This window comes from Methanoculleus sp. (assembly GCF_030019085.1).
GTDB lineage: Archaea > Halobacteriota > Methanomicrobia > Methanomicrobiales > Methanoculleaceae > Methanoculleus.
This window is the reverse complement of the sequence record NZ_JASEFJ010000011.1, coordinates 1-23,019: the sequence shown is the minus strand read 5'-3', so window position 1 is coordinate 23,019 and position 23,019 is coordinate 1. Positions and strand designations below refer to the sequence as shown.

Genomic DNA, 23,019 nt, shown 5'->3' with positions numbered 1-23,019 from the left:
GGTTCATGGGTCTCATAGAGGACGCCCGACGCGGCGTCATCACTGAAGAGATGCGCACTGTCGCGGCGGCAGAGGGCGTAACAGAAGATTTTGTCAGGCGCGGTCTGGTGAGCGGTCAGATAGTCATCCCGGTCTCTCCATACCGGGAGGTTAAGATCTGTGGCATCGGCGAGGGGCTTCGCACAAAGGTCAACGCGAGCATAGGAACCTCATCAGACATCGTAGATATCGATATGGAGGTCGAGAAGGCCCGGCAGGCTGAACGTGCCGGTGCCGATACGCTGATGGAACTCTCGACCGGCGGGGATCTTACGGAGATCCGGCGCCGTGTAATCGAGGCGACCAGTCTCTCGGTCGGGTCGGTGCCGCTCTACCAGGCGTTTATCGAGGCTGCCAGGAAGTACGGCGCTGTCGTTAACATGGAGGAGGACGACCTCTTCAGGATCACGGCGGAACAGGCGAGGGCCGGGACCAACTTCATGGCGATCCATACGGGGATCAACTACGAGACGATGAAACGCCTCCAGAACCAGGGACGACACGGCGGGCTTGTCTCGAGAGGGGGGGCGTTTATGACAGCCTGGATGCTTCACAACGAGAAGGAGAACCCGCTCTATGCGGAGTTTGATTACCTTCTTGAGATCCTCAAGGAGCACGAGGTCACGCTATCTTTTGGCAACGGTATGCGGGCAGGCGCGGTTCACGATGCAACCGATCGCGCCCAGATCCAGGAGCTGCTTATAAACGCGGAACTTGCCGATAAGGCGCACGCGGAGGGTGTACAGTCGATCATTGAGGGGCCGGGGCATATCCCGGTTGACGAGATCGAGGCAAACGTTATAATCCAGAAACGTGTCACGAACCGAAAACCGTTCTATATGCTCGGCCCTCTGGTCACCGACATAGCGCCGGGATATGACGATCGTGTGGCAGCCATCGGCGCTGCTCTCTCTTCGTCATATGGAGCTGACTTTATCTGCTATGTGACCCCCGCAGAGCACCTGGCGCTCCCCACGCCCGAGGAGGTCTACGAGGGCGTCATCAGTGCACGGATCGCCGCCCACGTCGGGGATATGGTCAAACTCAAGAAGCGCGACGCTGACCTCGAGATGGGGCATGCACGCCGCGATCTCGACTGGGAGCGGCAGTTTGCGATCGCGATCAATCCCGAACGCGCCAGGGCGATCCGGACGGAGAGGATGCCGGCCGATGCTGATGCCTGCACGATGTGCGGGGACTACTGTGCGTTAAAGATAGTCGGGCGGCACTTCAACTTCTGAAAGAGGGGGGATTGGCGCCCCTATCATTGTTTTTCACCTCAGGAGGATAGTTCATGAAACCTGAAACTGAAAAACTTATAGAGGATTTCCTCGCTCACGCCGATGACCTTGGCGATGAGATTACAGAGGATGTTCGTGAGATGCTCGGGGTTGTGCCGTTCATCTTCAGTGTGTTGCGCAAACGTCCTGAGGCCTTTGCGCTCTCCGCTCTTGCTGATTATAGGATCTCTCGACCTGCTTCCCTCGATCCGAAGACCGCGGAACTGGTCGCCGTTGCGGCCGCAGCAGGTGCAGGAGCGGAAAGTTGCCTTAAGGTTCACATGGGGGCCGCGCTGAAGGAGGGAGCCTCTCCGGAGCAGATCCTGGACGTCCTCCTGATTGCCGGGATGATAGGTAAGACAGGCATCCTTGCCACCACCTTCCGCCAGTTCAGGGATGTCTGCGGCGAGGAGAGGGGCGGGCGAGAGTAGGAGAGTATGGGGAGGCTGGCTGCCAGCATCTCTGGCAGGCCTTCGGCGATATCTCTCCGGGTGAAGATCGCGGGTGAGGAAATCCGGTCAAAGGTGTTTCGGGGGGGTGGGCCGTCTCAGGGCGGAACTCCTTACCTGGCAGTGTATCGATAGAGGATCACCCCCTGACGCGGCGTGTCAGCGGGCACTATTTTCCGGGCTGGGAGTTGAACAACCCCACCTTCCGGCTGCCGACGCGGCGGTGCACGGGGAGCAGAAAGAAGGTGACCCCGGGAGACACCTCCCGGGCAGTGTATCGATGTGGAGTCACCCTGGCATGTTGATGAGGAACTTCCTTCCGTCCATGTCCAGGCGTCTCCCGGTAAACGTCCTTCGGTGAACATCACTATCCCCGGCAGCAGGGAGAGTATTCTGCCAGTTTTTCCCCTCAACATGGCATGTTTTATGGTCTGATTCAGCCAAATATTTCTTTAATGGGGTTGACAAAGGCGGAACTTCGTCTTAAGGCCCGGGAGGCCAGGTCCCGCCTCTCGCCAGAAGAGATCGCTGTATACAGTGCCAGGATCGAGCGCAATCTTCTGGATCTTCTCGACGGATTCACGACCGTCATGGTATACGTCTCAAAACCACCTGAGGTCGAGACCCGGGGGTTGATAGCGGCCTTAAACACTCGTGGCGTCCGCGTAGTCGTTCCTATCATAGAGAGGGAGACCCTCAGCCTCCGCCTCTCCGCCCTTCCCGACCCCGGTGTCCTTGTCAGGAGCACATTCAACGTCCCTGAACCGATCGGTCACGAGATCCCGGTACGGCCGGAGGAGGTCCAGGCGATCGTCGTCCCGATGCTCGCCTTCGATTCTTATGGCAACCGCCTCGGCTACGGTGCAGGCTACTACGACCGTTTCCTCCAGAGATACCCTCACCTGGAAAAGATCGGGATCGCTTTCTCCTGTCAGCAGATGGAAAGTATTCCCGCTGACGAGAACGATATAATGATGGATTACATCATCACAGAAGAGGCGATCATCCAGCCCGGGGAGAGGGGTAGTTAGTGGAAAAATATATATAGTTAATAACGCTTACCTATGGTGAGTAAGTAAAACAGGAGTTTGTTCAAATGACCAATAATAATTCCATTGAAGTAATCGTCAAAGAAGCGGCTCACGAGGATGTAGGCCGTGGGATCGCCAGGCTGAGTCTTGACGCCATGAAGTCGCTCAACCTCGTCAGCGGCGACGTTATCGAGATCGAGGGGCGCCAGAAGGCAGCGACACTGGTCTGGCCCGGTTTTCCCCAGGATACCGGGAGAGCGATCCTCCGGATCGACGGCAGCACCCGTAGCAACGTCGGGGCCGGTATCGATGACAAGGTCCGGATCAGAAAGATTGAGGCCGGATACGCAAAGAAGGTCGTCATCCAGCCCACGCAGCCCATACGCCTTGTTGGCGGCGAGCAGTACCTTGGCAGGATCCTGCGTGGTCGTCCGGTAACGGAAGGCCAGTTAATCCGGATCAACATCCTGGGCAACCCGCTCACGTTCGCGGTAGCAAAAGTGGCGCCGAAAGGCGTTGCCATAGTCACCGATAGCACCGAGATCGAACTGAAGGAAACCCCCTACGAGCCCGAAAAGGTATCAAAACGCGGTCGTGAGATTGTAGGCGACGTCCACTATGAGGACATCGGCGGTCTTGACCGCGAACTGCAGCTCGTCCGCGAGATGATCGAGCTCCCGCTGCGTCACCCGGAACTCTTTGAGCGTCTCGGGATCGAGCCCCCAAAAGGCGTCCTTCTCTACGGCCCACCGGGCACCGGCAAGACGCTGATCGCAAAAGCGGTTGCAAACGAGGTGGACGCCCACTTCATCACGCTCTCTGGCCCCGAGATCATGAGCAAGTACTACGGCGAGTCCGAGGAACGCCTGCGTGAAGTCTTCAACGAGGCTCAGGAGAACGCACCGTCGATCATCTTCATCGATGAGATCGATGCGATCGCGCCAAAGCGTGAAGAGGTGAAGGGTGAAGTCGAGCGCCGGATCGTTGCCCAGCTCCTTGCGCTGATGGACGGCCTGAAGGCCCGCGGACAGGTGGTGGTGATAGCCGCAACCAACCTGCCGGACCTGATCGACCCCGCACTCAGGCGCGGCGGCCGGTTCGACCGTGAGATCGAGATCGGCATCCCGGACACAAAGGGCAGACTCCAGATCTTCCAGATCCACACACGTGGCATGCCGCTCGCCGATGACGTGGATCTTGAAGAGTATGCCCGAACGACGCACGGTTTCGTCGGTGCCGATATCGCTCTGCTCGCCAAGGAGGCGGCAATGCATGCGCTCCGCCGTGTCATCCCCCAGATCAAGATCGAGGAAGAGATCCCGGCCGAGATCATCGAGCAGCTCCGCGTGACAAACGAAGACTTCATCGAGGCGCACAAGCACGTTGAGCCAAGCGCGATGCGTGAGGTACTCGTTGAGGTCCCGGACGTCAAGTGGGAGGATGTTGGAGGGCTCGAAGACGTAAAACAGGAACTTGCAGAAGCCGTTGAATGGCCTCTCAAGTACCCGGAGGTCTTCTCATCCCTGGATACCAAGCCCCCGCGTGGCATCCTGCTCTTTGGCCCCCCGGGCACGGGCAAGACCCTGCTTGCCAAAGCGGTCGCAAACGAGAGCGAGTGCAACTTCATATCCGTCAAGGGCCCTGAACTCCTCTCTAAATGGGTCGGAGAATCAGAGCGCGGCGTGCGCCAGATATTCCGGAAAGCGCGGCAGGCGGCACCGTCGATCATATTCTTCGACGAGATCGACGCCCTCGTCCCGAAACGGGGAACGTATATGGGGTCATCCCATGTGACCGAGAGCGTGGTAAGCCAGATCCTGACAGAGCTCGACGGCCTTGAGGAACTAAAGAACGTCATGGTTCTCGGCGCCACCAACCGCCCGGACATGCTGGACGAGGCACTGCTGCGCCCCGGCAGGCTTGACAGGGTCATCTACGTCCCGCCGCCCGACAGAGACGGCAGGAAGAAGATCTTCGAGGTCTACCTCCGGAACAAAGAACTGCTGGCAAAAGACATCAACATCGACGAACTGGTCGACAGGACAGAGGGTTACGTCGGTGCTGATATCGAGGCACTCGTCCGCGAGGCGAAGTTATCAGCGATGCGCGAGTTCATCGCGGCAATGAGCAACAAGAGCGAGGAGGAGCGGCGCCAGGCAATCGGCAACGTGAGGATCACAAAGAAGCACTTCGAAGACGCCCTCAGCCGTGTGAAGGGCACGCTCGATCTCGACCGTCTGGAGGAATACGAGCGCCAATCCTGGCAGATACTCTACAACCAGGAGCAGCGGTCTGCGCTCGAGGAGGCCGTCTCGATGATCAACCGCGCCAGACTGCAGGAGACCGAGAAGACCGAGCAGGAAGTCAGGGATCTCACAAAGGCCCTCAAAGATGCGGTATACGCAAGGAAGAAGGACTTCGCTGAGATCAGGCGCCTCACAGAGGATCTGAAGAAGAGGCTGGAACACCCTGTGGCTCAGGCGGGCATGGCGTTCTGAGGAGGACTACCACCTCCCCCTCTCACAAACCACCGGACTTGATAGAATCTCACGGAGGTGCTGGCTAATTCAAACCGGGCAGCGTAATGAGGGGGCGCCTCATTGAAGAGAAGAACCGGGTTCAGGGTGCCGGGGAAGACAGAGAGAGGATGGATGATCCCGCATACAGGGGATGCTGAACCCCCACGGATGGACATGGAACCGATAGTTGAGATCTACAGGACCGACGATGACCTGACAGTGGCGATCGACCTTCCGGGATTCGAGGAGGAAGAGATCCAGTTACGGTTTATCAGCGGCACCCTGACGATCATCGCCGGCGGAAGCCGGGTGACCGTGCTGGCGTTGCCGCCGGTGGATCCTGACTCGATGGAGTCCAGATACAGGCACGGGGTCCTTGAGGTCCGGTTTTCCAGAGGGAGACCGATCAGGATTGATTGAGTCCGGCAACCCTTTATGAACGGCTCGTGGGTCGAGCCTCACGAGCAACCTATTTTTGAGTACAACAACACCTACATATACAGTGAATACCCCATCAACTACTTATACGGGCATGCCCGCCCGCTCAACCAGTGGTGAAGATTATGGTTAAGACTACCGTATCCGTGATTAAAGCAGACGTAGGCAGTTTTCCGGGACATTCCCGAACCCACCCGAAGATCCTGGAGACAGCCACCCGGCGACTCAAGGAGGCAGAAGGTAACCTCATCATCGACTCCTATGTCACCCACTGCGGTGACGACCTGGAGCTGATCATGACCCACACCAGGGGTGAGGACGACGAAGAGATCCACAAACTGGCCTGGGACATATTTATGGAGTGTGCCGGGATCGCCAGAGAGATGAAACTCTACGGCGCCGGTCAGGACCTGCTCAGCGACTCGTTCAGCGGCAACGTCAAGGGTATGGGACCCGGTGTCGCCGAGATGGAGTTCGAGGAGCGGGGATCCGATCCCGTCCTGATCTTTATGGCCGACAAGACTGAGCCTGGAGCCTGGAACTATTTCCTCTACAAGATCTTTGCAGATCCGTTCAACACCTCCGGTCTCGTCATCGACCCGTCGCTCCACGACGGGTTCATATTCGAGGTCCATGATGTCATGGAGAAGAGGAGGATCAGGTTCAGCACACCCGAGGAGTCATACAACCTCCTCGCCTATATCGGAGCACCGAGCCGTTACGTTATCAAGTATGTCTGGAAGAAGAACGGCGTTATCGGGGCGTCCACCAGCACCCAGCGGCTGAGCCTGATTGCCGGCCGATATGTCGGCAAGGACGACCCGGTCATGATCGTGAGGGCGCAGAGCGGGTTCCCGGCGGTTGGAGAGGTCCTCGACCCATTCCGGACGCCAATCCTTGTGGCCGGGTGGATGCGCGGCTCGCACCACGGCCCATTCATGCCGGTGGGCGTTCCCGATGCAAACTGCACAGCGTTTGATGGACCGCCGCGGGTCATCTGTCTCGGGTTCCAGGTCTCCAACGGCAGGCTGATCGGGCCCGCAGATATGTTCGACGACCCCGCTTTTGACCGCGTCCGCCAGCAGTGTTGTGAGATCTCCAGCATGATCAGGGCTCACGGACCATTCGAACCGCACCGACTCTCCCTGAGCGAGATGGAGTATACCACGCTCCCCGGCGTCGAGAAGGAGTTTAAAGACCGCTGGGAAGATATCCCACAATAATTTTCTCCTTTTTCCCGGGTTTTTGAAAATCTCACCCGAAATGATCCCGGTGTTCTGCCGGTGAAATCCTCTTTCAATTCTTCCCACGGGTTTCAAGTGGCTGTCACCGATCACTGTCCCCCGCACCCGAGGGGGCGGGAGGAGGCCGCGGTAGCGGCCGGGCGGCGGGGGTGGTCAACTCGCTGCCCGAAAACAGAGTGTCCCGGTAACACGTCAAGACAGGGGAGGGGAGCGATTCTCCATCGATAAACTGCCCTGGAGATATCTGCTGGGTCAACACAACAACCCAATCATCGAGATCCCGTTTCTGCCCCCGCCGCCCCGGGGTTGAGAAAGCGAACCTTCGCTTTATGTGGAGTTACTGAACCGTGGTGCCCCGGGAGCAGAAGATCTGTCGCAACGCCCGGGGGCAGGGTCCTGCAAAGTGGGTTTAAACGGCCTATTTACGAGAATCGTGCTATTATTTCTGAATAATTGTAAAAATACCGCTGTTGTGAGTGTACTTCTGGTAGGGGTGACCATTACACCTGGCGTTAACCAGAAGACAGAGACTCAGAATGTGGCCGAATGGCGAAATCTGGAGGAGGCTGCTACAGGGAGCACATCCCTGTGAATTCTCCACCCCACACCGCGCTCCAACGGTGGAGAACCTCAGCAACCATTATTTCAAACCCCGCCCCACAGGATCAGAATCTCCCGGGCGGCATCGGGTGCAGAGTCCACAGAGCACGAACCACCCGGAGACGGGTTGCATGAGACTGAAGGGCTGGATCGAACGCGACGGAGTGCGGATTACCACCGCCGAACTGGAGCGGATGCTTGCCACAAACCCGGAGAACCTTGCCCGCTGCGGCGGCGAGTTCCTGGTCGAGTGGGACGACTGCACCGCAAGGGACGACCCCGGTATCATTCCCGGCCCCGTCCCCCCGGGAACCATCTGCTGCGGCGGGAGACCGGTAGGCCGGATAAAACCCGACCCCCCTCCCTGTAGCCTGGAGGAGGCTATCGTTACCGCCGTCAAACTCCGGAGCGACGAGGGCGTGGTTGCGTTCTCCGGCGGCGTCGATTCCGCTCTCATCGCCCACCTCGCCCGCCTCCCCTGCGTCACGGTGGGACTTCCCGGTTCACACGACCTCGCGCGTGCAACAAAAGCCGCCAGGATGCTGGATCTCGACCTCACGGTCATATCCCCTGGAAAGGAAGAGGTCGCAGACGCACTGTCCCGGGTCGTCCGGGCCATCCCCGGCCCTCCGAACCCGGTCGACGCCTCGATCGCGACAACGTTATACTTCGTCGCGGAAACGGCAGAAGAGCAGGGGCATACCCGGATCCTGGCCGGACAGGGAGCAGACGAGATCTTCGGCGGCTACGCCCGCTACCTCTCCTCCACCGACCTTGCGGCGGAACTCGAGCGCGACTTTGCAGACCTCCCCCGCCAGCGGGCCCGGGATCAGGCGGTTGCGGCGCTTCACGGCGCTTACTTCTCGATGCCATACCAGGATCTCCGGGTGGTGCGCGCCGCGCTGCCCATCCCGGCATCGATAAGAGTGCGCGGAGGTGTGAGAAAATACCCCCTCCGCCTGATCGCAGAACGTCACATTCCTGCCGAAATTGCCTGGACGGAGAAGAAAGCGATGCAATACGGAAGCGGGATCTGGAAGACCATCGAAACCCTCGCACGTGCCAATGGTTATAAAAAATCGGTGCAACGGTACTTAACTGAGATCAGCAGGGCGGAACATGATCACTGAGAGGGAGATAGAGCATATAGCAGAACTTGCGGATATCGGTATCTCAAAAGCGGAGATCTCCGAGTTCACGAGCCAGTTTAACGAGATTCTGGACTATTTTGAGATTCTCGATACCGTGGAAGGCGAAACCGTCTCCGAGAGCGGGACGGTGAACGTCTTTCGGGAGGACGAGCCCCGGCCCTCGCTCCCGCAGAAAAAAGTGCTGGAGAACGCAGGATCGACAGAGAACGGGTTTATCAAGGCGCCCAGGGTGATGTGAGTGGCGGGAACCCTTGAATTCTCACCGGATGACCGCTACAACGCCTTTATCACCACCTGTAAGGAGGCGCCGTTCTCCGATGGAGTGCTCGCCGGCACCCCCATCGCGGTCAAGGACAACATCTCGACGGCGGGAATCGAGACCACCTGCGGGTCGAGGATCCTTGAAGGCTACGTCCCGCCGTATGACGCCCACGTCGTGGAACTCCTCAGGCGTGAAGGGGCCGCCATCGTCGGCAAGACCAACATGGACGAGTTTGGCATGGGCACAACCACCGAGACGAGCGCTTTCGGCCCCACGACAAACCCCATCGACACCTCACGGGTTCCCGGCGGTTCGTCCGGTGGGAGCGCCGCCGCCGTCGCCGCAGGGCTTGTTCCGATGGCGCTTGGCACCGATACCGGCGGTTCAATCCGGTGCCCCGCAGCCTTCTGCGGGATCGTGGGGTTCAAACCGACCTACGGCAGGGTCTCACGCTACGGACTTATCGCCTACGCCAACTCCCTCGAGCAGATAGGGCCGATGGCCCGGAATGTGGAGGAGATCTCAAGACTGCTATCCGTGATCGCGCGATACGACCCCCGGGACTCAACGATGATCGACCGGCCCTACAAGCATCAACCCTCAGTTGATATCGAGGGGCTCCGGATCGGCGTACCCGAAGAGTACTTCGGTGAGGGTGTGGACGCGCGCGTCGCAGAGACGGTCAGAGACGCCATCAGCGTCCTGGAAGAGATGGGCGCCAGAACCGTCCAGGTCAGCATCCCCGGGATGCGGTATGCGCTCGCGGCCTACTACGTAATCTGCACAGGCGAGGCCTCCTCAAACCTGGCCAGGTTCGACGGGCTTCGCTACGGCCCTGCGGTCGATACCAGAAAACCCTGGCACGAGGCCTACAGGGAGATCCGGCAGGAGAAGTTCGGTGCCGAGGTCAGGCGCCGGATCATGCTCGGCACATTTGCCCTCTCCGCAGGTTACGCCGGCCGATACTATGCAAAAGCACAGATAGCGCGCCGGAACATAAAGGAGGACTTCGAGCGGGCGTTCCGCAGCGCAGATATAATCGCCGGGCCTACAATGCCGACCGTCGCATTCCGGCTGGGCGAGAAGACCGACCCGCTCTCACTCTACCTATCCGACATCCTGACGGTGCCGGCAAACCTTGCCGGTATCCCGGCGATATCAGTGCCGTGTGCCGGGAGTGTGGACGGTCTCCCGGTGGGTCTCCAGCTGATGGGAAGACGGTTCGAGGACGAGCGGGTCATCGATGCCGCCTATGCCTACGAGCAGGGGGTGGGGCGATGAAGACGATCATCGGGCTTGAGGTTCATGTCCAGCTATCCACCGCAACAAAACTCTTCTGCAGCTGCTCGACCGACTACCAGAACGACGAACCCAACACCCACTGCTGCCCCATCTGTCTCGGTCTGCCAGGTGCACTCCCCAGACTGAACAGAAAAGCGGTCGAGCACGGCCTGAAGGTGGCAAAAGCCCTCAAAATGAATGTGCTGGAAGAGTCGGAGTTTGCCCGGAAGAACTACTTCTACCCCGACCTCCCGAAGGGTTACCAGATCACCCAGTACGACAGACCGCTCGCGGTCGCGGGAACTGTCGAGATCGAGGACGACGAGGGTCATGAAAAGATCGTCCGGATCACCCGTATACACCTTGAAGAGGACCCCGGGAGGCTCATCCACGTCGCCGGCGGGTCAAGTTACTCGCTCGTCGACTACAACCGTTCCGGCATCCCGCTGCTCGAGATAGTCACCGAACCGGATCTGAGGTCTCCGCAGGAAGCGCGCCGGTTCCTCAACAGGCTCCGATCGATCCTGGAGTACCTCGAGGTCTTTGACGGCGACCGTGAGGGAGCGCTCCGCGTCGATGCAAACATCTCGATCGAGGGCTCTGAAAGGGTCGAGGTCAAGAACATCTCATCCTACAGGGGGGTTGAGAAGGCACTCACCTTCGAGGTGACCCGGCAGAAGAACCTGCTCCGGCGCGGCCAGAGCGTTACCCGGGAGACCCGGCACTTCATGGAAGCGCGGGGGATCACCACATCAGCCCGCAGCAAGGAGGAGGAACAGGACTACCGCTACTTCACCGAACCCGATCTCCGACCGCTAAGGGTCGCCGGGATGGTCGCCGGGATCGATCTCCCCGAACTGCCCACCGCCCGGAAAGAAAGGTTCATGGCCCAGTACGGGATCTCGCTAAACCACGCCAGGACGCTGACCGGCGACCCCAGACTTGCCGATTTCTACGAAGAAGTTGCCTACGTCGATCCGTTTCTCGCCGCAACCTGGGTGGCCGACACGCTGCTTGGAGAACTCAACTACCGGGGGATGCGGATCACAGACTTTCCTGCCAACCGATTCGTTGAACTCCTGGCACTCATCAGGTCCGGTACGATCACCGAGACCGTCGCCGTCCAGGTGTTGCGGGAGATGCTTGACACCTGCGCCGCTGGAAGACCGTGTGAACCTCCCGCCATGATAGTAAAACGTGAGGGGCTGGTCAGGGGCGAGAGCGAAGAGTTTGCAGAGATCGTTCGTGACGTGATCGCCGCAAACCCGCAGGCGGTCGCCGACTACCGGGCGGGGAAGAAAGGCGCACTGAACTTCCTCGTTGGTCAGGTGATGAAAGAGACCCGTGGTCGGGCGGATCCACGGGAACTCGGGCGCATCGTGGCTGAGTACATCGATAGAGGCGAGGTGTGATCCAGAGTGCACCTGATCATCACAGAGAAGAACATCTCTGCAAAACGGATCGCACAGATCCTTGCAGGTGAGGAGAAGGTGAAGACTACAAAAGACGGGAATGTCTTCACCTACTCCTTCGACGACAGGACGGTTGTAGGCCTCAAAGGACACGTGGTTGAGGTGGACTTCGAGCCCGGTTACACAAACTGGCGCAGCACAACCCACACCCCCCGCACCCTCATCGATGCCGGAATAGTCAAGAAACCGACCGAGAAGAAGATAGTCAACCTCATTCAGAAACTTGCAAAGAAGGCCGATCTCGTCACCATCGCCACCGATTTCGATACCGAGGGGGAACTCATAGGCAAAGAGGCCTACGAACTTGTGCGTGCAGTGAACCCCGGTGTCAGGATCAACCGTGCCCGGTTCTCGGCGATAACTCCAGCAGAGATAAGAGCGGCCTTTGAAAATCCTGTTGAACTTGATTTTGACCTGGCGGCTGCCGGCGAGGCCCGCCAGACGGTAGACCTGATGTGGGGGGCGGCGCTGACCCGGTTCCTCAGCCTTGCGGCACGCCGGGGTGGCCGGGACATCCTGTCCGTCGGCCGCGTCCAGAGCCCGACGCTTGCCATGATCGTCGACCGGGAACGTGAGATCGAGAACTTTGTCCCCCAGAAGTACTGGCAGCTCTCGCTCACAACAGAGAAAGACGGAACAACCTTTGAGGCCCGACATACTGCCGGCCGGTTCACCGATTACAACGCCGCCCTCGCCGCAAAGGAGAGGACGAAAGAGCCGCTTGTTGTCACGGAGGTGAAAGAGGGCCAGAAGATCGACCGTGCCCCGACACCGTTCGATACCACGACCTTCATAGTCTCGGCAGCCAGACTCGGGTTCTCGGCGGCAAACGCGATGCGGATCGCCGAAGACCTCTACATGAATGGTTACATCTCCTACCCCCGGACAGACAACACCGTCTACCCGGGGTCGCTCTCCCTGAACGGTATCCTCGAGACCCTGAAGGGAGGGGTCTTTGATAAAGATGTCGTCTGGGTACAGCGGAACCGGCGTTCCACGCCGACCCGCGGCAAGAAGGAGAGTACCGACCATCCCCCCATCCACCCCACCGCAGCAGCGACCCGTGAGGTTCTCGGGGAGGAGCGGTGGAAGGTCTACGAACTGGTTGTGCGCCGGTTCCTGGCAACCCTCTCCCCCGACGCGAAATGGGCGACCACCCAGTACACCTTCGATGCCTCCGGCGAGACCTACCGTGCCACGGGCGGTCGACTCATCGACGCGGGGTGGCGCCGGGTCTACCCCTACTCAGAGGCGAAAGAGACCATCCTCCCCGGGCTCAGGCAGGGCGAGAAACTGCCGATTAAGGATCTGAAACTCGAGGAGAAAGAGACACAACCCCCCGCACGCTACTCCCAGAGCCGGCTCATCCAGGTGATGGAGGAACTTGGACTCGGCACAAAGAGCACCCGGCACGAGGTGATCGGGAAACTGATCTCACGGCGGTATGTGGAGGGGAACCCCCTCCGGCCGACGCTTGTTGGCAGGGCGGTCATAGACGCGCTCGACAACCACGCCGCGACGATCACCGAACCCGAGATGACCCGGACACTTGAGGAGCACATGCAGCTCATAAAACAGAACCGGCGCTCCCGTGACGACGTCATCACCGAGTCGCGCCAGATGCTGCACCGGGTCTTTGACAACCTCGAAGCCCACGAGTCGGAGATCGGAGAGGAGATCATGGAGCAGACCGCTGAAGAGCATACCGTCGGCCCCTGCCCTGTCTGCGGCCAGGATCTCCGGATCCGGCATAGCGGGGGTTCCCAGTTTATCGGATGCAGCGGCTACCCTGAATGCCGGTTCAACATCAGCCTGCCGGGAACAGCCTGGGGCAGGGCTATCAGGACGGATAAGACCTGTGAGAAGCACAACCTCGCTCACATCCGCCTGATCAAGAAAGGCGCCCGTCCCTGGGACATGGGTTGCCCGCTCTGCAGTCATATCTCCTCGAACATAGAGGCGCTTCATCTCATGCCCTCGATGACCGACGACCTGCTGCAGCGGTTGCATGAAAAGCACATATACACCGTATCCGATATCGCGGGCATCTCGCCAGAAGAACTCGCAGAGGCGGTGGGTACCGATATCGAAGAGGCAGGAGGGCTTGTAAGGGAGGCCGAAGACGCGCTTGAGATCCTTCGCCGGAGATCGGAACTCAGGAAACTCGTCAGGAAGATAGTCCCGCCGAGAAAGGGGCGGAGCCACGCAAAGATCTTCAGGAACCTGCTCGAAGAGGGGATCGGCGACCTCCAGGCACTCTCTCTTGCCGAAGTTGCAACGCTCAAGAAAGCGGGCATCCCCGAGACCGCTGCAAACGAGTTGCTCGAGGAGGCGCGCCGGATCTCCAGTGAACGCGCCTTGAGGGAAGCGGGGGTTCCTGCGGTCAGCCTGAAGAAGTACCTTGAGGCGGGCATCAGCAGTCCCGAGGGTCTCTGTTACCTTCCCATCCCCTACCTCGCGGCCAAAACCGGCATTAACCCGGAAACCGTACATAAACATGTGGATCTGGTCTGCAGGTATCTCGGTCGCCCCACACCCCCAAAGGTCAGCAGACAGGTGATCGAACGCGGGCGAAAAGAACTCCTGGAGATCCCGGGACTGGGCGAGGCGACCCTTCAGCGACTGTACCTTGCGGGGGTTTACGATGCCGAAACACTTCGTGAGGCTGACCCGGAGGAGGTCTCCTCCATCACCGGCATCCCGAAGGCCAGGATCCATGACTACATCAGTCACCTGAAGTGAGATAGAATGCACGCCAACTGGAAGACGTGGACCCACGTAACAAAACTGGACCCCGATAAACGCCTCCCTGCGGGAGCCGTCGAAGAGATCGCAACAAGCGGCACAGATGCCCTGATGCTCTCGGGCACGCTGAACGTGACACGAGAGAACCTCCTTGAACTCCTGGACCAGGTCTCCCCCTACGGGTTGCCGGTGGTGGTCGAACCGGCGAGCCCCGACTGCGCCATATTCGATGGCGGGGTCGACCACCTCTTTGTGCCGAGCGTGCTGAACACAAACGAAGTCCGCTGGATCGTCGGGAAACACTACACCTGGCTTCTCAACAGCGGCAACGGCATAAACTGGGAGATGGTTGTGCCCGAGGCCTACATAGTCCTCAACCCGGACTCGGCGGTCGGTCGGGTGACGGGTGCGGACTGCAACCTCTCTGCGAGAGAGGTGGCGGCGTTTGCAGAGGTGGCTGACCGTTACTTCAGGTTTCCGATTGTTTATATCGAGTACAGCGGGAGATACGGCGACCCGCGGGTCGTGCAGGCGGCAGCCGGAGCGGTCCAGGACGCCCTCCTCTACTACGGGGGAGGGATACGTTCGGCTGAACAGGCTGCGGAGATGGGTCGCTATGCCGACACTATCGTTGTAGGAAACGCGGTCTACGAGGAAGGGATCGAGGTGCTCCGGGCGACCGTCCGGGCGGTGCACTGAAAGGAGAGTATGCCAGAGATCTCTATAGTCCTGGTCGAACCCCTCTACGATGGGAACGTAGGGTTTACCGCAAGGGTGATGAAGAACTTCGGGTTCGACCGCCTGGTGCTGGTCAACCCCTGCGCTCTTGGCGACGATGCCATAATGCGCGCATCCCACGCCCGCGACGTCCTTGATTCCGCCCGCCGGATGACGATCGACGAGGTCTACCGGGAGTTCGATTTTGTTGTTGCAACGACGGGTGAGGTGAGCAAATCGGTCTGCACCCCGACGCGGATGCCCTACTACACTCCGGCAGAGGTCAGAGAGATCATCGCTGATATCGACGGGTCGGTCGCGATCCTCTTTGGACGGGAGAACTGGGGACTCTCGAACGCCGAACTCGAGCGCGCTAACCTGATCTGCACCATTCCAACCTCGGAGGTCTACCCCATCCTTAACCTCTCCCACGCTGTTGGCATCCTCTGCTACGAACTTGCCAGCCTGCCGCGCGGGACATACCCCCTGGCCGGGCCAATCGAGATGGAGTCGCTCTACCGTCATATAGACGCGTTTCTCGACCTGATCGAGCATCCGGATTTCAAGCGGGATAACACGCTCACACTCATCCGGCGGGTGCTCGGCCGGACGAAACTTACCACCCGCGAGGTGAGCACGCTGCACGGGTTGATGCGGCGGGCGGAGTGGCATCTCGAAAACAAGGAATAGTCTGCATGAGAGATATGATAGAATGATTCTTGTTGACTGGCAGATAGAGGATCGGATCAGGCGGGGGCACATAAAGGTCGAACCTTACGATCCCGACCTGATTCAGCCAAACTCGCTGGATATCAGGCTCGGGTCGCACTTTGTCTGGTACGTTCCCGGGGGTATGGTGATCGATCCTTTTGAGAAGGAGAGCGTATGTGCGGGGACGGAGGAGACCGTGGCCGACTCTATCGTACTTGCACCGGGCCAGTTCCTGCTTGGCGAGACACTGGAGTCGATCGAACTCCCCGACGATATCGTGGCAAGCATTGAGGGGAAGAGCAGCATCGCACGCCTGGGGGTCGAACTCCACCAGACGGGAGGCTGGATCGATGCAGGGTTCCGGGGAACGATCACGCTCGAGATGTGTAACGTGAACTCCAGGCCGGTGCGGGTATATGCCGGGATGGCGATCGGGCAGCTGGTCTTCTACCACACCGACCGTGCCGCGCGCCCATACAACATGAAGAAGGATGCAAAGTACATGAACCAGCGGCAGGCAACGCTCTCCCGTTACCATGAGAACGCGCGCCGCACCTGATCAGGCGCAGGGGATCCGGCAAACCACGGGAAGGTCGGGCAGAGGGGTCGGCGCGACCCCGACAGCGAGCGTTATGCACTATATAGCAGGAAAACAGACATTGAACAATTCAACTGGGGATACCAATGCGACTTCTTCTGATCCACTCTGATCATATCGAGTATGAGGCAAGGAAGAAGACGAAGGTCGCCGAAGAGGATGCCGTCCCAAAGGACGCACTCGATGAGGCGCTTGCTGTCTTCTGCGCGGTAGAGTCTCTTGACGAGGAGAATATTGATGATGTCGTCAGGCAGGCGGTCGAGGAGATCGTCAATACCGCCAGGCAACTCGGCACGAGCAATATCATGATCTACCCCTATGCCCATCTCTCATCCGACCTGGCGCCACCGGAGGTGGCGGTGAGCGTTCTCCGGGGTATTGAAGGGGCGCTCCGGGAACAGGAGGACGGTTTTGTTGTGAAACGGGCGCCTTTTGGCTGGTACAAGGCGTTCACCCTCTCCTGTAAGGGTCACCCGCTCTCTGAACTCTCAAGGACGATCACCCCGGGGGAGGGGGCTTCGACCGCCGCGAAGAAGGAGATCGAGCATGAGTTCTTCGTCATCACACCCGAGGGCGAGCGCCGGGACGCCAACGAATATGCGGCGGGAAATACGCCGTTTGCATCTCTTGTCCAGAAGGAACTTGGCCACCCCGGGAAGGAGGGAGTCGAACCGGCCCACGTTGACCTGATGCGGGCGAAGGAGCTTGTGGACTATGAACCGCGTTCGGACGTAGGCCACCTCCGATGGATGCCCAGGGGCAAGTTGATCCGCGACCTCCTGGCCGATTATGTCCTGTCTCAGGTGCTCGATTACGGTGCAATGCCGGTGGAGACGCCGGTGATGTACGACCTGGCTGATAGGGCTATTGCGGAGCACGCTGCCAAGTTCGGGGAGCGGCAGTACCGGTTCAAGAGCGGCAACCGTGATATGATGCTCCGTTTTGCGGCCTGTTTCGGGATGTTCTCCATCATGAACGATATGCACATCTCGCCAAACACGCTGCCGATGAAACTCTACGAGCTCTCGACTTACTCGTTCCGCCACGAGCAGAAGGGGGAGGTTATCGGGTTAAAACGTCTCCGTGCATTCACGATGCCCGATATGCACACGCTCTGCCGGGACATGGAGGGTGCGCTTGCGGTGTTTGAGGAACAGCTGAGTATGGGCTGGAAGAGTGGCCGCGACCTCGAGACGCCGCTTGTCGGTGTCTTCAGATGCACCCGCGACTTCTTTGAGCAGTATGAACCATGGGTGAAGAAGATCGTTGCAGACTCCGGGGTGCCGATGCTGATCGAGGTTCTCTCGGAGCGGAGTCATTACTGGATCGCGAAGGTGGACCTTGCGGCGATCGATGCACAGGGCAGGCCGATCGAGAACCCGACCGTCCAGATCGATGTCGAGAGCGCCGGGCGGTTCGATATCAGTTACTACACCCCCGAGGGGCAGGAGATCCATCCCCCCATCCTCCACTGCTCGCCGACGGGTTCGATCGAGCGGGTGATCTGCGCTATGCTTGAGAACACCGCAACTCAGGAGGTGCCCTCGTTCCCGACCTGGCTTGCGCCGACCCAGGTGCGACTGGTGCCGGTGGCGGAACGGCACGTCTCTTTTGCCGAGGATATAGCCGCCAGGTTGAGGGCAGCAGCCATCCGGGTGGACATCGATGACCGGGACGAGAGTGTGAACAGGAAGGTCCGTGAGGCCGGGATGGACTGGGTGCCCTACGTCGTGATGATCGGCGACCTGGAGGCCGAGACCGGCAGGCTCACGGTCACCATCAGGAGACTCTCGGAGAAGAAAATACCATACCGGGAGACGATGACCGAGAGCGAACTCATCCAGGCGGTGAGAATGGAAAGCGACGGGAAACCGTTCCGCCCCCTCTACACGCCGGGCTACCTCTCGAGGAAGCCACGGTTTATTTAAAACCAGAAACACCGGGGAGACTCTGGAGAAGATATGCACGACCATCCCTGCTATCTCCACACACTGCCCGCCCCCTTGAGGGGGCGGGAGGAGGCGCCGGGAGGCGGGGGTGGTCAACTCCCTGCCCGAAAATAGAGTGTCCCGGTAACACATCAAGACAGGAGACAGGGGCGATTCTCCATCGACACACTGTCCGGGAAGGTATCTCCTGCTGTCAACACAACAACCCCATCATCGAGATCCTGTTTCTCCCCGCCGACCACCTTTATCCCCCCGGGCACGGTTTTCAGGGTGCAATCCTGCCAGAGACCGGGCCACGGCGTCCTATGGATGCAGGTAGACCAGTATTGTTGATAGCACAATGAAACCAAGTGTTGTGGCTGCAAAGACCATCTCCCCGGTATTGAGGGGCTTCTTGCGTATATAAAGACCGGACTTTCCGCCGTAGCCCCGGCAAAGCATGCTCGTGTAGGTGCGCTCCCCCTGCTCATATGACCTGATGAAGATCGTCCCCACTGTGTAGCCGACCTGGTGCAGTCTGTAGCGGTAGGGGAGGCGGCGGTCAAGGGGATCGAAACACCTGGTTGACATCGCCGTCCTTATCCTCCCGAACATCTCGGCAAATACAAAGATGTAGCGGACCATCATCCCCAGGGTGAGTGTGAACTCCAGAGGCAGACCCAACCTCCCGGCCGCCTCGATCATCTCCTGCATCTTCGTTGTCGAGGAGAGCAGGATTATGAACGATATGCTGACGATGAACTTCACAAGGAGTATCGAGGCGAACTCCAGCGACTCCGCGTAGACCTCGAGCCCGAAGGGCAGGGTTGCAACCGTATGAAAGGTCTCGTAATAAGGGTTCTTCACAAAGGCCTGGAACCCCACCAGAAATATCCCGAACGGCAGGATAAACACAAGCCTCCGGAAGTAGACCAGCGGTGAGAGACGCGATGCCGCCCAGAGAATGAGAAAAAGAACAAAGAAGGCGGCGCCGAGAGTGTAGACCTTTGTAGAGTATGGTAGCGCCACAATGGCCACGATGGCAACAAGAGTCAGCAGGAGTTTTATCCTTGCATCCAGTCGGTGGATTATGCTTGTGCCGTAGGCGGACTTCTCGATGGAGTACAGGTCGTCGATCATCTTCCTCTCGTATAGGCGTCAAGGAAAACCTTCTCGGCACCCCTGTAGGTGTAGGCCATCTCGATCTCCACACCGTTCTCCTGCAGCGACCGGATCAACCTCGGGATGGGCGGCACATCGAGTTTTGCCCGGGTGAGGAGTTCCGGTTGGGCAAAGACCTCCTCGACTGTTCCTGAACCCATGATCTTCCCACCGTCCATCACATAGATGAAGTCTGCCATCTCTGCCACCAGGTCGAGATGGTGGGTCGAGAAGATCACCGTCATGCCGTAATCCTCGGGCAACCGGTTTATGAACGTCACCAGGTCAGCGACACCCTGCGGATCAAGTCCCGCGGTCGGTTCATCGAGCACCAGGACCTGTGGCTCCATCGCCAGGATACCGGCGATGGCGACCCGTTTCTTCTCGCCGCCGGATAGGTGATGTGGCGCACGCTCCCGGAGGTCTTCGATCCCGAGGAGACGCAGAGCCTCCTCGACACGGTGGGCGACCGTCTCATCATCGAGACCCAGGTTGATCGGGCCGAAGGCTATATCCTGCTCAACGGTGGGGGAGATGATCTGGTCGTCCGGGTTCTGAAAGACGATCCCGACGAACTTACGCACCTCACGGAGGTTCTCCTTTGTTATGGGCTCTCCCCTGACCAGCACCTCGCCGGAGGTGGGTTTAAGGATGCCGTTAAAGTGCTTGAAGAGCGTGCTCTTTCCGGCACCGTTCGGCCCGATAACAGCGATTCGTGCCTTTCGCTCTGCAACAAAGTTCACGCCCTCCAGGGCGCGGACGTTGCCGCGGTAGACGTGTGTGAGTTCGCGGGTCTCGATCAGGTGCATAACAGTAAATGGTTGGAGGTTTTCAGGTATCTAACTGCCTGACCTGGTGGAGACCTTTGCAACGGCGAATGCAAGTCCCAGCATGAGCAGCGTCCCGACCACGATAGCAAGCACCTCCCCCGCCTTATCCAGACCGGGTATGCTGTAATCAGGTATCAGGGGTTCGTGGGAGAAGTCGTTTCCAGTCACCGCAACCGCCTCTTCTTCTGCAGCGGCGGCAGTCTCTTCGTCAAGGTCGCTGCCCATGAATGACTTCGCACCGTAGATGCTGAAGAACGCGCTCTCAAGCCCATCGGGGTTGCTCGATGCGAGGAAGGGTGCGGCGATTGCGATCAGGATGGCAACCGCGATGCCGATGATGACAAACCGTTTCGTCTCCATTATGCACCCACCCCCAGCGGATGTTCGAGGATGTCCGGTCGTGCCGAGGCTATCAGGTACAGGGCTATCGCGGTGATGCCTCCCTCGATGAGACCGATGATGGCGTGGTAAATACCCATCATGGTAAGCCCGGCGACAAGGGGAAACGTGCCGGCGACTGCAAGTTCAACCGCACATAGGATTGCAGAGAGAAAGAGCGACGCCCAGCCTGCGATAAACGCTGCGGCATACGGGTTCTCGATCAGCCTCCTGACGGCGGTGTAACCATAGTAACCGATGAACCCGCCGATCACGCCCATGTTTATGATATTTGCACCCATCACGGTGATACCGCCGTCGCCGAAGATGACGCCCTGCACCAGGAGTACCAGCGTCAGAACGAAGACACCCGCATACGGCGAGCCGAGGACGATCGCTGCAAGCGTTGCACCGACCATATGCCCGCTCGTCCCGCCGGGAATGGGGATGTTCAACGCCTGGATGGCAAAGATGCCGGCGGCAAGCACGGCAACCAGGGGTATCTTCTCCTCTCCCATCGACCGCCTCGCCCAGCGGAGAGCGAGAGCAACAAATACCAGGGCTATTACCCAGTAAACCAGGGCCTGCCCGATAGGGATGAACGCATCAGGGATATGCATAACACATCTCACCCGATTGTAGCACTTTTTAGTATAAATGTATTACTAAACAATATTGTTATTTAAACCGGTAATAATCCGGCGTACTTCCGATGCGAAAAGTATCCCCATAGCCCTGGCCACCGCTGGTTTCACGAGAAGTTTGCGAAGCAGAGTGGCCGGCCGGTCGATGTCACCATGCTCCACGATCGTCCTTATGATCTCCGGGCTGTTGAGAGTCCGGCAGAGACGGTCGATCTCTTCGGGCGTCATCCGCTGGCGCATCCTGAGCGCTTTCATCCCGATATCGAGTTCTCTCCCGAAATCCTCCTTCCACCGGCGTTCATAATCCTGGAGATGCGCGTTATCAAACGTCCCCCCGGAGCAGCACGCCGCTGCGACGGTGGCCGCGTGTTTTGCCGAGCGGACGCCGGTGTAGACCCCACCGCCGGAGGTGGGTTTTGCAAACCCGGCCGCATCCCCGACTACAAACGTCCGATGACCGCAGGTCTGCGGCATGACCCCGAGGGGGATGACCCCTGTCACGAGGTGGAGCATGCTCCCCCCGTATCCGGCGATGAAACGGTCGAAGGATTCTTTTGCGTGCTCCCTCGCGCAGAGGCCGACCCTGGCCCGGGTCGACGAGACCGGTATCGCCCAGCCGAAGAAGTCGGGCGAGGCGTTTGGGTGCAACTCCACGTAACGCGGGTCGGTGGAACAGAGGACTTCAGCCTGTATCCCGGCAAGGTAGACCGCCGGGCGCTGGAACCCGAGCATGCGGGCGATAGAACTCCGTGGTCCGTCGGCGGCGATCAGGAGACGGAACGAGAACTCCTCGTGCCCGCAGACGCCCCGGGTCTGGAGAGTGGTGCCCTGTATACCGGTTGCGCTGGTCTTCAACCGGAACTCCGCCCCGGCGTCTGCCGCCCTCTCTGCCATCTCGCGGTCGAGGAGACCACGGTCAACGACATAGGCCTTTGTGACACCCGCATCGAAGGATATCTCCCCGCCGAGGCCGGAGAGGATGCGGGCGCCGCTCACCTCGTTTAAGATCGGGCGTCTTGATACACCGCACTCCGCAAACGCAGAGGTCGAGAGGAGCCCGGCACACTGCACCGGGTGGCCGATCGTCCCGTGCTCCTCGATACAGAGCGTTGAGAGCCCTTCCTCCGCGCAGGCCCGCGCTGCAGCGCTCCCCGCAGGCCCTGCACCCACAACGATAACATCCCACGTCAGGTTATCACGCCCCGAACAAGGTACGCGCCCCGGGGTCACTCTTCAGAGAGATAAGGGGTCACTGTAATGAAATGTCTCTGTATAGTTTTCAAATTTATCTTGGGGGGGTGAAGGTGGCGGAGCGGGAAGACCCCACCCTTTAGGGTGGGGATAAAAGCAGAGCCGCCCCTCGTCGCACAATTACCAGGGACTATATATTATTATAAGAACAAACAAGCAATCCTTACATGCTTCAAGCCTACAAGTATCGGATGTATCCATCGAGAGAGCAGGTTACGCTCCTTATGAAGCACATCCATGCCTGTCGGTTTGTGTATAACCATTCTCTGGAGCAGAAGATCCGGGCATAC

General features: G+C 59.2%; 21 protein-coding genes. 16 read left to right on the top strand and 5 right to left on the bottom strand.

Annotation, left to right across the window (positions count from 1 at the left end):
- Nucleotides 1–5 precede the first annotated feature (5 nt).
- The 15 genes from thiC to QMC91_RS06070 all read left to right on the top strand — a co-directional run bounded on the left by thiC (nt 6) and on the right by QMC91_RS06070 (nt 18,465).
- Nucleotides 6–1,280 (top strand): phosphomethylpyrimidine synthase ThiC, encoded by a 1,275-nt coding sequence (gene thiC / locus QMC91_RS06140; RefSeq protein WP_300236802.1) that lies wholly within the window; start codon nt 6–8, stop codon nt 1,278–1,280.
- A gap of 53 nt (nt 1,281–1,333) precedes the next feature.
- Nucleotides 1,334–1,750 (top strand): carboxymuconolactone decarboxylase family protein, encoded by a 417-nt coding sequence (locus QMC91_RS06135; protein ID WP_300236800.1) that lies wholly within the window; start codon nt 1,334–1,336, stop codon nt 1,748–1,750.
- A 473-nt stretch (nt 1,751–2,223) separates the two neighbouring features.
- Nucleotides 2,224–2,799 carry a 5-formyltetrahydrofolate cyclo-ligase gene (locus QMC91_RS06130; RefSeq protein WP_300236799.1) on the top strand — a complete coding sequence of 192 codons (576 nt, stop codon included), beginning with the start codon at nt 2,224–2,226 and terminating at the stop codon, nt 2,797–2,799.
- Nucleotides 2,800–2,864: 65 nt separating this feature from the next.
- Entirely contained in the window at nt 2,865–5,297 is a 2,433-nt protein-coding gene (locus tag QMC91_RS06125) for a CDC48 family AAA ATPase (protein ID WP_300236797.1), read from the top strand.
- 102 nt (nt 5,298–5,399) lie between these two features.
- Nucleotides 5,400–5,738 carry an Hsp20/alpha crystallin family protein gene (locus tag QMC91_RS06120; RefSeq protein ID WP_300236795.1) on the top strand — a complete coding sequence of 113 codons (339 nt, stop codon included), beginning with the start codon at nt 5,400–5,402 and terminating at the stop codon, nt 5,736–5,738.
- Nucleotides 5,739–5,881: 143 nt separating this feature from the next.
- A complete protein-coding gene (gene fbp / locus QMC91_RS06115) occupies nt 5,882–6,979 on the top strand; it encodes a fructose-1,6-bisphosphate aldolase/phosphatase (RefSeq protein WP_300236793.1) in 1,098 nt (365 codons plus the stop codon).
- 752 nt (nt 6,980–7,731) lie between these two features.
- On the top strand, nt 7,732–8,730 hold the full coding sequence (locus QMC91_RS06110; RefSeq protein WP_300236791.1) for an asparagine synthase C-terminal domain-containing protein: 999 nt from the start codon (nt 7,732–7,734) through the stop codon (nt 8,728–8,730).
- Nucleotides 8,720–8,989 (top strand): Asp-tRNA(Asn)/Glu-tRNA(Gln) amidotransferase subunit GatC, encoded by a 270-nt coding sequence (gatC, locus tag QMC91_RS06105; protein ID WP_300236789.1) that lies wholly within the window; start codon nt 8,720–8,722, stop codon nt 8,987–8,989. Before QMC91_RS06110 ends, gatC begins: the two co-directional genes overlap by 11 nt.
- The gene (gene gatA, locus QMC91_RS06100; RefSeq protein ID WP_300236787.1) at nt 8,990–10,294 is read left to right on the top strand and encodes an Asp-tRNA(Asn)/Glu-tRNA(Gln) amidotransferase subunit GatA; all 1,305 of its coding nucleotides are present in this window, start codon (nt 8,990–8,992) and stop codon (nt 10,292–10,294) included.
- Nucleotides 10,291–11,706: an Asp-tRNA(Asn)/Glu-tRNA(Gln) amidotransferase subunit GatB gene (gene gatB / locus QMC91_RS06095; protein WP_300236785.1), complete on the top strand. Its 1,416-nt coding sequence runs from the start codon at nt 10,291–10,293 to the stop codon at nt 11,704–11,706. Before gatA ends, gatB begins: the two co-directional genes overlap by 4 nt.
- 6 nt (nt 11,707–11,712) lie before the next feature.
- The gene (locus QMC91_RS06090; protein ID WP_300236784.1) at nt 11,713–14,508 is read left to right on the top strand and encodes a DNA topoisomerase I; all 2,796 of its coding nucleotides are present in this window, start codon (nt 11,713–11,715) and stop codon (nt 14,506–14,508) included.
- Between the two features lie 6 nt (nt 14,509–14,514).
- Nucleotides 14,515–15,210 carry a phosphoglycerol geranylgeranyltransferase gene (locus QMC91_RS06085; protein WP_300236782.1) on the top strand — a complete coding sequence of 232 codons (696 nt, stop codon included), beginning with the start codon at nt 14,515–14,517 and terminating at the stop codon, nt 15,208–15,210.
- A gap of 9 nt (nt 15,211–15,219) precedes the next feature.
- Complete coding sequence (locus tag QMC91_RS06080) at nt 15,220–15,918, top strand: RNA methyltransferase (protein ID WP_300236780.1); 699 nt, start codon at nt 15,220–15,222, stop codon at nt 15,916–15,918.
- Between the two features lie 22 nt (nt 15,919–15,940).
- A complete protein-coding gene (gene dcd / locus QMC91_RS06075) occupies nt 15,941–16,498 on the top strand; it encodes a dCTP deaminase (RefSeq protein WP_300236779.1) in 558 nt (185 codons plus the stop codon).
- Between the two features lie 125 nt (nt 16,499–16,623).
- The gene (locus tag QMC91_RS06070) at nt 16,624–18,465 is read left to right on the top strand and encodes a threonine--tRNA ligase (RefSeq protein ID WP_300236778.1); all 1,842 of its coding nucleotides are present in this window, start codon (nt 16,624–16,626) and stop codon (nt 18,463–18,465) included.
- A 324-nt stretch (nt 18,466–18,789) separates the two neighbouring features.
- On the opposite strand, the gene cbiQ is transcribed toward QMC91_RS06070, so the two are convergent.
- From cbiQ to QMC91_RS06045, 5 genes are read right to left on the bottom strand one after another with little or no spacing between them, the layout of a single operon-like run.
- The gene (gene cbiQ, locus QMC91_RS06065) at nt 18,790–19,605 is read right to left on the bottom strand and encodes a cobalt ECF transporter T component CbiQ (RefSeq protein WP_300236776.1); all 816 of its coding nucleotides are present in this window, start codon (nt 19,603–19,605) and stop codon (nt 18,790–18,792) included.
- A complete protein-coding gene (locus QMC91_RS06060) occupies nt 19,602–20,435 on the bottom strand; it encodes an ATP-binding cassette domain-containing protein (protein ID WP_300236774.1) in 834 nt (277 codons plus the stop codon). Before QMC91_RS06060 ends, cbiQ begins: the two co-directional genes overlap by 4 nt.
- Nucleotides 20,436–20,465: 30 nt before the next feature.
- Nucleotides 20,466–20,816 carry a PDGLE domain-containing protein gene (locus QMC91_RS06055; RefSeq protein ID WP_300236772.1) on the bottom strand — a complete coding sequence of 117 codons (351 nt, stop codon included), beginning with the start codon at nt 20,814–20,816 and terminating at the stop codon, nt 20,466–20,468.
- On the bottom strand, nt 20,816–21,454 hold the full coding sequence (gene cbiM / locus QMC91_RS06050; protein ID WP_300236770.1) for a cobalt transporter CbiM: 639 nt from the start codon (nt 21,452–21,454) through the stop codon (nt 20,816–20,818). The genes QMC91_RS06055 and cbiM overlap by 1 nt, the downstream gene beginning before the upstream one ends.
- A gap of 45 nt (nt 21,455–21,499) precedes the next feature.
- Nucleotides 21,500–22,669, bottom strand: a complete 1,170-nt coding sequence (locus QMC91_RS06045) for an NAD(P)/FAD-dependent oxidoreductase (protein WP_300236857.1) — start codon at nt 22,667–22,669, stop codon at nt 21,500–21,502.
- 227 nt (nt 22,670–22,896) lie between these two features.
- Between QMC91_RS06045 and QMC91_RS06040 the strand changes: the two genes are divergently transcribed.
- Nucleotides 22,897–23,019: helix-turn-helix domain-containing protein (locus tag QMC91_RS06040; RefSeq protein ID WP_300236855.1), on the top strand; the 123-nt coding region annotated here is incomplete at its 3' end.